This is a genomic window from Actinophytocola sp., assembly GCF_035712165.1.
In the GTDB taxonomy this organism is placed as follows: Bacteria; Actinomycetota; Actinomycetes; order Mycobacteriales; family Pseudonocardiaceae; genus DASYTH01.
On sequence record NZ_DASTBH010000588.1, the window covers coordinates 1 to 8277 of the forward strand.

11 protein-coding genes are annotated in these 8277 nt (G+C 73.1%); 9 read left to right on the forward strand and 2 right to left on the reverse strand.

Annotation, left to right across the window (positions count from 1 at the left end; genetic code table 11):
* The 4 genes from VFO68_RS34150 to VFO68_RS34165 all read left to right on the forward strand — a co-directional run.
* The coding region (locus VFO68_RS34150; protein WP_325162572.1) for a hypothetical protein at positions 1-993 on the forward strand (993 nt) is incomplete at its 5' end.
* Between the two features lie 13 nt (positions 994-1006).
* Complete coding sequence (locus VFO68_RS34155; RefSeq protein WP_325162573.1) at positions 1007-1771, forward strand: ESX secretion-associated protein EspG; 765 nt, start codon at positions 1007-1009, stop codon at positions 1769-1771.
* Between the two features lie 15 nt (positions 1772-1786).
* The gene (locus VFO68_RS34160; RefSeq protein ID WP_325162574.1) at positions 1787-2137 is read left to right on the forward strand and encodes a hypothetical protein; all 351 of its coding nucleotides are present in this window, start codon (positions 1787-1789) and stop codon (positions 2135-2137) included.
* Positions 2127-2297, forward strand: coding sequence for a hypothetical protein (locus VFO68_RS34165; RefSeq protein WP_325162575.1), 171 nt, complete (start codon positions 2127-2129; stop codon positions 2295-2297). Before VFO68_RS34160 ends, VFO68_RS34165 begins: the two co-directional genes overlap by 11 nt.
* A 67-nt stretch (positions 2298-2364) precedes the next feature.
* Here VFO68_RS34165 and VFO68_RS34170 read toward each other — a convergent pair whose 3' ends face one another.
* Positions 2365-3249: a S1C family serine protease gene (locus VFO68_RS34170; RefSeq protein WP_325162576.1), complete on the reverse strand. Its 885-nt coding sequence runs from the start codon at positions 3247-3249 to the stop codon at positions 2365-2367.
* A gap of 90 nt (positions 3250-3339) precedes the next feature.
* On the opposite strand from VFO68_RS34170, the gene VFO68_RS34175 reads away from it, so the two are divergent.
* On the forward strand, positions 3340-3666 hold the full coding sequence (locus VFO68_RS34175) for a metalloregulator ArsR/SmtB family transcription factor (protein ID WP_325162577.1): 327 nt from the start codon (positions 3340-3342) through the stop codon (positions 3664-3666).
* Positions 3663-4157 (forward strand): SRPBCC family protein, encoded by a 495-nt coding sequence (locus VFO68_RS34180; protein ID WP_325162578.1) that lies wholly within the window; start codon positions 3663-3665, stop codon positions 4155-4157. The genes VFO68_RS34175 and VFO68_RS34180 overlap by 4 nt, the downstream gene beginning before the upstream one ends.
* Here VFO68_RS34180 and VFO68_RS34185 read toward each other — a convergent pair.
* Entirely contained in the window at positions 4135-4506 is a 372-nt protein-coding gene (locus tag VFO68_RS34185; protein ID WP_325162579.1) for a cupin domain-containing protein, read from the reverse strand. The genes VFO68_RS34180 and VFO68_RS34185 overlap by 23 nt on opposite strands.
* Positions 4507-4563: 57 nt before the next feature.
* Here VFO68_RS34185 and VFO68_RS34190 point away from each other — a divergent pair, with 57 nt between their 5' ends.
* Genes VFO68_RS34190 through VFO68_RS34200 form a run of 3 tightly spaced genes read left to right on the forward strand, consistent with a single transcriptional unit; the run spans position 4564 to position 8095 of the window.
* Positions 4564-5022 carry a MarR family winged helix-turn-helix transcriptional regulator gene (locus VFO68_RS34190; RefSeq protein ID WP_325162580.1) on the forward strand — a complete coding sequence of 153 codons (459 nt, stop codon included), beginning with the start codon at positions 4564-4566 and terminating at the stop codon, positions 5020-5022.
* A gap of 23 nt (positions 5023-5045) precedes the next feature.
* The gene (locus VFO68_RS34195) at positions 5046-7145 is read left to right on the forward strand and encodes a S9 family peptidase (RefSeq protein WP_325162581.1); all 2100 of its coding nucleotides are present in this window, start codon (positions 5046-5048) and stop codon (positions 7143-7145) included.
* A complete protein-coding gene (locus VFO68_RS34200) occupies positions 7142-8095 on the forward strand; it encodes an LLM class F420-dependent oxidoreductase (RefSeq protein WP_325162582.1) in 954 nt (317 codons plus the stop codon). The genes VFO68_RS34195 and VFO68_RS34200 overlap by 4 nt, the downstream gene beginning before the upstream one ends.
* Positions 8096-8277: the final 182 nt, after the last annotated feature.

The window sequence follows — 8277 nt, forward strand, 5'->3', positions numbered from 1 at the left end:
GGCATGGCGGCGCCGGAGATTGTCACGGCGCGGAGCATGATCGACCGGCAGGTGTCGGTGTTCGACCAGACCAAGAACGCGGTCGTGCCGGTGCCGGCGCAGCCGCAGGAGCCGGGGTTCTGGGACAACCTGACGTCCTTCGGCGGGGCGGGGCGGACCTACGAAGAGAAGGAGAACGAGTACAACGCCGCCAATGAGCGCAACGTGCAGGCGATGCGGACCTACGAGTCCGTGACCGGTCAGAACACGTCGGGAATGCCCATGTCGTACGGGTCGATCACGCCGGACGGTTCGGCGATCGGGGTCGAGCAGCTGAAGGACGCGCCGCCGCCGGGCGGGCGGAGCCAGCCGCCGCCGCAGGTCGGCGGTCCGGGTGGCAACGGTCCGGGAACGTCCGGGGGAGGGGCGTTCCCGCCGGTCGGGCCGGGTGGGCCTGGGCCAGGTGGGCCCGGTCCGGGTCCGGACGGGGGTGGCGGGACCAACCCGGACAACTTCGTGCCGGGGCCGCCGGGGATGCCGGCGCCGCCGATTCCGGGGCCGGTGCCTGGGCCGGGGCCGGGTCCGGGGCCGATGCCGATTCTGCCCGGGCCGGGTCCGTTGCCGGTCGGTGGTGGCGGGTCGGGGCCTGGGGGAGGCGGCGGGGGCCGTGGTCCCGGCGGTGCTCCGGGTGGCGGGCGCGGGTTCGGGCCTGGTGGCGGGGGCGGTCTGGGTGGTCCGGGTGCCGGCGCGGTCGAGGAGGGCGGCCGGATGGCTGGCCGGGGTGGCGCGGGCGGGCTCGGGGCCGGTGGTGCGGCCGCGGCCGCGGCGGCAGCCGGGCGGGGTGGCGCCGGTGGTGGTCGTGGCGCGGGCGGCATGCCGATGGGTGGCGGCGGCGGGCGCGGCAAGGGCGAGGAGGACGGCGAGCACCGGCGGCCGTCGTTCCTGGTCGAGGCCGACCCGGACGAGACGTTCGGCACCGACGAGGTCACCGCACCGCCGGTGATCGGCGAGTAGCGGGAGGACATCGGTGGTGTTGCCGAAGCCGATCACTCTGCCGGCCGAGGCGCTCGTCCGGCTGGTCGCCCTGGAGAACCTGGGCGAGCTGCACATCACGCTGAAGCCGGCGGCGGTCTGGCGGCCGCGCGACCTCGAACACGAGGAGGAGCTGCGGGCTCGGGAGGACTTCCGCCGGATGGGCCTGTTCGACCGCCGGGGCCGGCTGGACGCCGAGGTGGTCGCCGCGCTGGCGGTGCTGTGCCGGCCGGCCGTGGAGTTCTACGGCTGGATCAGCATCGAGGAGAAGACCATCGGCGTGCTGGCCGGCGCCATCGGGCGAGAGGCGGTGCTGGCCGTGCGCGACGGTGACTCGGTGACGCTGCGCCAGATTCGGCCGGACCGGCTGCCCGAGGAGCTGGTCGGGCAGGCCGCCGACCTGCCGCCCGGCCGCGGTGACGCGTTCAGCATGCTGCAGTCCGACGCGCTGGCCTCGGCCGGCGGGCGGCGCAGCACCGAGGCCGGGGTGGGCTCCCGGCTGGCCAGGCCCGAGGTCCGGCTCGCCCAGCGGATCGCCGAGCTCCCGACGACCGGCGGCGGTCAGCTCTCGGTGGCGAGTCGCGACGGCCTCGGCCGGCGCCGGGTGAGCCCGCACCCGCTGCGGTTCGCAGACACCCGCAACGGCCGGTGGCTCAACCAGATGACCCCGGTGGCGGGCGGCGACAACCGGATCCTGATCGCCCCGGCCGGCCCGCTCGACCTGGTCGCCCGGCTGCGCGACATGCACAAGGCGCTCTGAGACGTGCCGGCGGTCGTGCTGACACTGGGGGTCCTGGCGTTCGCCCTGGCCGGCGCCGCGCTGTGGCGGTTACGCCGCGAACTGCGCGAGTTGGAGCGGCAGGCGCACGAGATGGCGCGCCGGGTGGAGGCGCTGCCGGTGGAGCTGACGAAGGTGTTCGGCACCGAGGACCGGTACCTGATCTCGGTGGAGCTGCTCAACCTGTTCGAGTTGGCGCACAAGAAGACCTGGGTGGCGCGACCGCTGACGGTGCTGACGCCCCGGTTGCTGCGCGACGCGATCCACCGGAAGGTGGTCGGTCGGGTTCGGGAGAACCTGGCCTCGGCCGGCGTCGAGGCCGACGTGCGGGTGCACCGTGTTCGTTAGCGGGCTGGTGCTGCTGGCCGGCGCCGGAGTGCTGCTGGTGGCGGTGGCCCGGCTGCGGCGGCGGGTGCGCCGGGCCGCCTGGCTGCTGCGGCGCACGGCCGCGGCGATCGGTGAGGCGGAACGGGCCGGACGGGCAGTGCGACCGACGCGGAACGACTGACGGATCCATGACCACACGAGTCATGGATCCGCCGAGAGAGTCAGCTGCCGTCCTGATCGTTCATGCCTCAGCCGATCACCTCCTTCGCCGTGTTGATCGGGATGGCGAAGCCGATCCCGACACTGCCGGCCGAACCGTCCGGGCCGGACACCGGTGAGTAGATGGCCGAGTTGATCCCGATGACCTCACCGGCGGTGTTGAACAGCGGGCCGCCGGAGTTGCCCTGGTTGATCGACGCGTCGGTCTGGATCGCCTGGTAGCTCGTCGTGGCGTCCTCCTGGGACATTCCGAACGGGCTTTCCGAGCGCTGCTCGGCGGGCACGGTGACCTCGCGGTCGAGCGCGCTGACGATGCCGGTGGTGACGGTGCCCTGCAGGCCGGCGGGCGAGCCGATCGCGATGACCTCCTCGCCGATCCGGACCTTGCTGGAGTCGCCGAGCGTGGCGGCGGTCAGGCCGCTGGCGCCCTGGATCTGGATGAGCGCGAGGTCCTTGCTCGGGTCGGCGCCCAGCACGGTGGCGTCGATGGTCCGGCCGTCGGACAGGGTGACCGTGACCTGTTCGGCGCCGGAGACCACGTGGGCGTTGGTGAGCACCTTGCCGTCCGAGCTGATGATCACGCCGGAGCCGACGCCGGCGCCGCCGCGCATGGTGACGTTGACCTGCACCACGCTCGGGGTGACCTTGGCGATCACGGAGGTGACGTCGGTGGGGGTGTTGACCGAGGCCGGGGCCGCCGTCGCGGGGCCACTCTGGCTGGCCACCTGGCCGGCCTGCGCGGCGCCGATGATCGCGCCGACCGTGCCGCCGAGCCCGCCCGCGACCAGGGTGGCCGCGAGGGTGACCGCGACGATGCCCTTCTTGGACTTCCGCGCCGGCTCCGGGGTGTAGGTGGTCGGCGGGGTCATCCAGGGCTGGTACTGGAATGGCTGCTGGGGAGCGTTCGGAGTCATGGCTATAACGGTGGCGGCCGAGGGTGAGAGAGGCCTGTGAGTTCGCCTTGGTCTTGCCAAGAAGTCTACGTAAGTTGTAGCTTACCGTTCGTGGCCACTTACCAAATGGACCGGCTGGGCGCACTCGGGGACCCGACCCGGCGGGCGATCTTCGAACGGTTGGTCACCCGGCCGATGGCCGTCGGCGAGTTGGCCGGCGAGCTGCCGGTGAGCCGGCCCGCGGTCTCCCAGCACCTCAAGGTGCTCAAGGAGGTGGGTCTCGTGGTGGACCGGGCCGACGGCACGCGCCGGCTGTACCGCGTCGATCCCCGTGGCGTGCAAGCACTTCGCGCATACCTGGATGAGTTGTGGGACCGGGCGCTGGCCGCCTTCGCGCAGGCCGTGGAGCGCGCCGAGGAGGAAGGAAAGCAGTCATGACCCAGCAGGCCGAGCGGGCCGGGATCAGTGTCCGCAAGACCGTCACCGTGCGGGCGTCCCTGCAGCGCGCGTTCACCGTGTTCACCGAGGGGTTCGCCACCTGGTGGCCGGAAAGCCACCACATCGGCGACGCCGACCTCGCCGAGGCGGTGATAGAGCCCCGGACCGGCGGCCGGTTCTACGAGCGCGGGGTCGACGGGTCCGAATGCGACTGGGGCCGGGTGCTCGCCTTCGAGCCACCCGACCGGGTGGTGTTGTCCTGGCACCTGCAGGGTGACTGGGACTACGACCCGGATCCGGCCAAGGCGAGCGAGGTCGAGGTGCGGTTCATCGCCGAGGCGCCGGACCGGACCCGGGTCGAGTTGGAGCACCGGCACATCGAGCGGCACGACGGCGCCGAGGATGTGCGCAGCGGCGTGGACTCCGAGGGTGGCTGGGGTGGAATCCTGGCCGGCTACGCGGTGGTGGTCACTGAGCCCACGGCGGGCTGATCGTGCTGCCGTCGGCCATGGTGCCGGTGAACCCGGCCCGGATGGCGACGTAGAGCTCGGCCGCCGTGGATCCGGTGTTCACCAGCGCGATCGGCTCGCCGGCCGGAACCACGACGGCGTCGCCGGGTCCGAGCTCGGCGCCGTCCGGGGTGGCCCGGACCGTGCCGGACAGCACCATGAAGACCTCGTCCTGGTCCAGGGTGTGCGGTTCGGGCTCGGGCCGGTCCGGGTGGACCGACAGGCGCCAGGTGCACAGCCCGGCCGAGCCCCGGCTGGGCGCGGCCAGCGCGGTGAACTCGGCGCCGGGCAGTTCGAACCGCGGCGCCTCCGCGGCTCTGATGACGGTCATGAATCCTCCAGATAGACAAGTCAGCTTGTTCAACTCGGCTTGTCTATCATGGCGGACATGACTGCCACAAGGCTGGATTTCGGCATCCTGCTGCTGCTCGCCTGCGAGGAGTTCGTCACCGGCCTGCGGACCGCGCTGGCCGAGGACTTCCCGGACCAGGGCACCTCGGACGGGTACGTGCTGCGCTGCCTTGGCGCCCGGCCGATGACGGTCAGCGAGCTGGCCACCCGGCTGAACATGAGCAAGCAGGGCGCCGGCCAGATCGCCGACGACATGGAGCGGCGCGGCTACGTCGAACGCCGGCCGGACCCGCAGGACGGCCGGGCCCGGCTGCTGCACCTGTCGGCGCGCGGCGAGGCGGCGCTGGCCGCGGCCCGGCGGTTCCACCAGCGCTACGAGCGGCGCCTGGTCCGCGAGCACGGCCGGGACGCCGTGGAGGCCCTGCGGGCCGTGCTGGGTGGGATGATCGGCGTCGAGCAGGTGGCCGACCCGCGGTTCCGGCCGATGCATCTGTGAGCACGCGCCGTAGGGTCTCGGGCGTGACTGAAGAAACCTCGTTCCTTCGACTACAGGCCAGAACCCAGCGGTTCACGCTCGGCACGGCCCGCGAGTTCCGGATCTCCCCGGACGGGGACCGGGTGCTGTTCCTGCGCTCGGCGACCGGGACGGACCGCCGGCACATCCTGTGGCGCCTCGACCTGACCACGGGCACGGAGAGCCGGCTGGCCGATCCGGCCGAGCTGCTCGCTGGCGGCGCGGAGGAGCTGTCCGCCGATGAGCGGGCCCGCCGCGAGCGCGCCCGCGAGCAGGGCGCCGGGGTGCTCGGCAACGCCACCGACGGCGCGGCGCGGATCGTGGCGTTCGCCCTGTCCGGCCGGCTGTTCGTGGCCGACGCGGTCAGCGGCGAGGTGCGTGAGCTGGACACCGCGAGCCCGGTGTTCGACCCCCGGCCGGACCCGACTGGTACCCACGTCGCCTACGTGGCGGGCGACGCGCTGCGGGTGGTCGCGGTGGACGGCAGCGGCGACCGGGCGGTGGCCGAGCCCGACGGTCCGGACCGCGCCTGCGGGATCGCCGAGTTCATCGCGGCCGAGGAGATGGGCCGGTCGCGGGGCTACTGGTGGTCGCCGGACGGCACCCGGTTGCTGGTCGCGCATACCGACCGGCGGGCGGTGCGGCGTTGGCACATCGCCGATCCGGCCAACCCGGAGACCGCGCCGAACGTGGTGGCCTACCCGGCGGCCGGTACCGACAACGTCGCGGTCCGGCTGGCCGTCGTCGGCCTGGACGGCAGCCGGGTCGAGGTCGACTGGGACGGCGTCGAGCTGCCCTACCTGACCACCGTGCACTGGTCGGCGAGCGGTCCGCCGCTGATCGCCGTGCAGTCCCGCGACCAGCGCCGGGTGCTGGTCCTCGCGGTCGACCCGGACACCGGAGGCACCGAGCAACTCCACGAGGACACCGACGAGCACTGGGTGGACATCGTTTCCGGGGTGCCGGCCTGGACCACCGACGGCCGGCTGGTGCGGGTCGCGGTGCGCGACGGCGACTACCGCCTCCTGGTCGACGACAAGGAGGTCACCGGGCCTGGGCTGCAGGTCCGCGCCGTCCTGGACGTGGCCGCCGACGTGCTGTTCACCGCCTCGGCGGAGGACCCCACCCAGGTGCACGTGTACCGCGGCGGGGACGCCGCGCCGGTGCGGGTGTCCACTGTGGATGGTGTGCACAGCGCGGCACGGTCCGGTGCGGTCACCGTGCTGACGTCCTGGTCGCTGGACCACGCCGGGCCGCGGATCCGGGTGCTGCGCGACGCCGGGCAGGTCGCGGAGGTGGCCTCGTTCGCGGTGGAACCGCCGCTGGTGCCCAACCTCAGCCTGCTCACGGTCGGCGAGCACCAATGGCGCGCCGCGCTGCTGCTGCCCACCGGCTACCGGCCGGCGGACGGCCCGCTGCCGGTGTTGCTGGACCCGTACGGCGGCCCGCACGCGCAGCGGGTGCTGGCCGGCCGCAACGCCTTCCTCGGCGCGCAGTGGCTGGCCGACCAGGGTTTCGCGGTGCTGATCGTGGACGGGCGCGGCACGCCGGGCCGGGGTGCGGCGTGGGACCGGGCGATCGCGTTCGACTTCGCCGGGGTGACCCTGGCCGACCAGGCCGACGCGCTGCGCGCGGTGGCGCAGCAGCGCCCGGAGCTCGATCTGTCCACTGTGGCCATTCGGGGTTGGTCCTATGGCGGCTATCTCGCGGCGCTGGCGGTGCTGCGCCGGCCCGACGTGTTCCACGCCGCGATCGCCGGCGCGCCGGTCACCGACTGGCGGCTCTACGACACGCACTACACCGAGCGCTACCTCGGCCATCCGGACGAGCGCCCGGAGGTCTACGACCGCAACTCGCTGATCGAGGACGCGCCGAACCTGTCCCGGCCGCTGCTGCTGATCCACGGTCTGGCCGACGACAACGTGGTGGTGGCGCACTCGCTGCGACTGTCCACCGCGCTGCTGGCCGCCGGCCGGCCGCACACCCTGCTGCCGCTGCCCGGTGTGACGCACATGACTCCGCTGGACGACGAGGTTTCTGAGAACTTCATGTTGGTGCAACTGCACTGGCTGCGAAACGCGCTCGGGATCGGAGGCAATCGATGAGCAGATGGGGCATCACCCTGCCGTTGACCGGGGTACCGCTGTCCGCCCACCGCGACCTGGTGCGCGAGTTGCCGGGACTGGGCTACACCGACGCCTGGTCGGCGGAGACGGCCGGCACCGACGCGTTCACCCCGCTGGCGTTGGTGGCCGAGTGGGCGCCGGAGCTTCGGCTGGGCACCGCGATCGTGCCGGTCTACACCCGGGGCGCCGGGCTGCTGGCGATGAGCGCGGCGACGCTGGCCGACCTCGCACCCGGCCGGTTCGTGCTGGGCATCGGCACGTCCACCCCGACGATCGTGGAGAGCTGGAACGGCGTGCCGTTCACCGAGCCGTATGCCCGCACCCGGGACACGGTGCGGTTCCTGCGCGCGGCGCTGACCGGGGCGAAGGTCACCGAGACCTACCCGACGTTCGCGGTGAGCAAGTTCCGGTTGGAACGCGCGCCGGAGCCGCCGCCGCAGCTGATGGTGGCGGCGTTGCGGCCGGGGATGCTGCGGATGGCCGCGCGCGAGGCGGACGGCGCGATCACCAACTGGTTGGCCCCGACCGACGTGCCGAAGGTGCGCGCGGAGATCGGCCCGGACCGGGAGCTGGTGGCGCGGATCTTCGTGTGTCCGACCGAGGACGCCGAGGCGGCCCGGCGGCTCGGCCGGCTGCTGATCTCCAGTTATCTCACCGTTCCGGTGTATGCGGCATTCCACGACTGGCTGGGACGTGGTGACGTGCTGCGTCCGATGCACGAGGCCTGGGCGGCCGGGGACCGGGCCGGCGCCAACGCCGCGATCCCGGACGAGGTGGTCGACGACCTGATCGTGCACGGCAGCCTGGACTACTGCCGGGAGCGCGTCGCGGCGTACCTGGAGGCCGGGTTGGACACACCGGCGATCGCGCTGTTGCCCACCGGCGATGATCCGATGAGCCTGGTCCGGGGTCTGGCGCCGACCCGGTAGGACGATCATTCGGGTCACCCGAACGGGGGGAGCTCGGCGACCGTATTGTGCGGGAGACTGGGCAAGGAAGGGAAACCCTGCGTATGCACACCCCGATAAGCGCACGGGAAAACGTGCGTCCGGAAGCCCTGGCCGCGCTCGCCGGCGGGGTGGCCGGCGCCGAGGAGGTGCGCGAGCTCGTC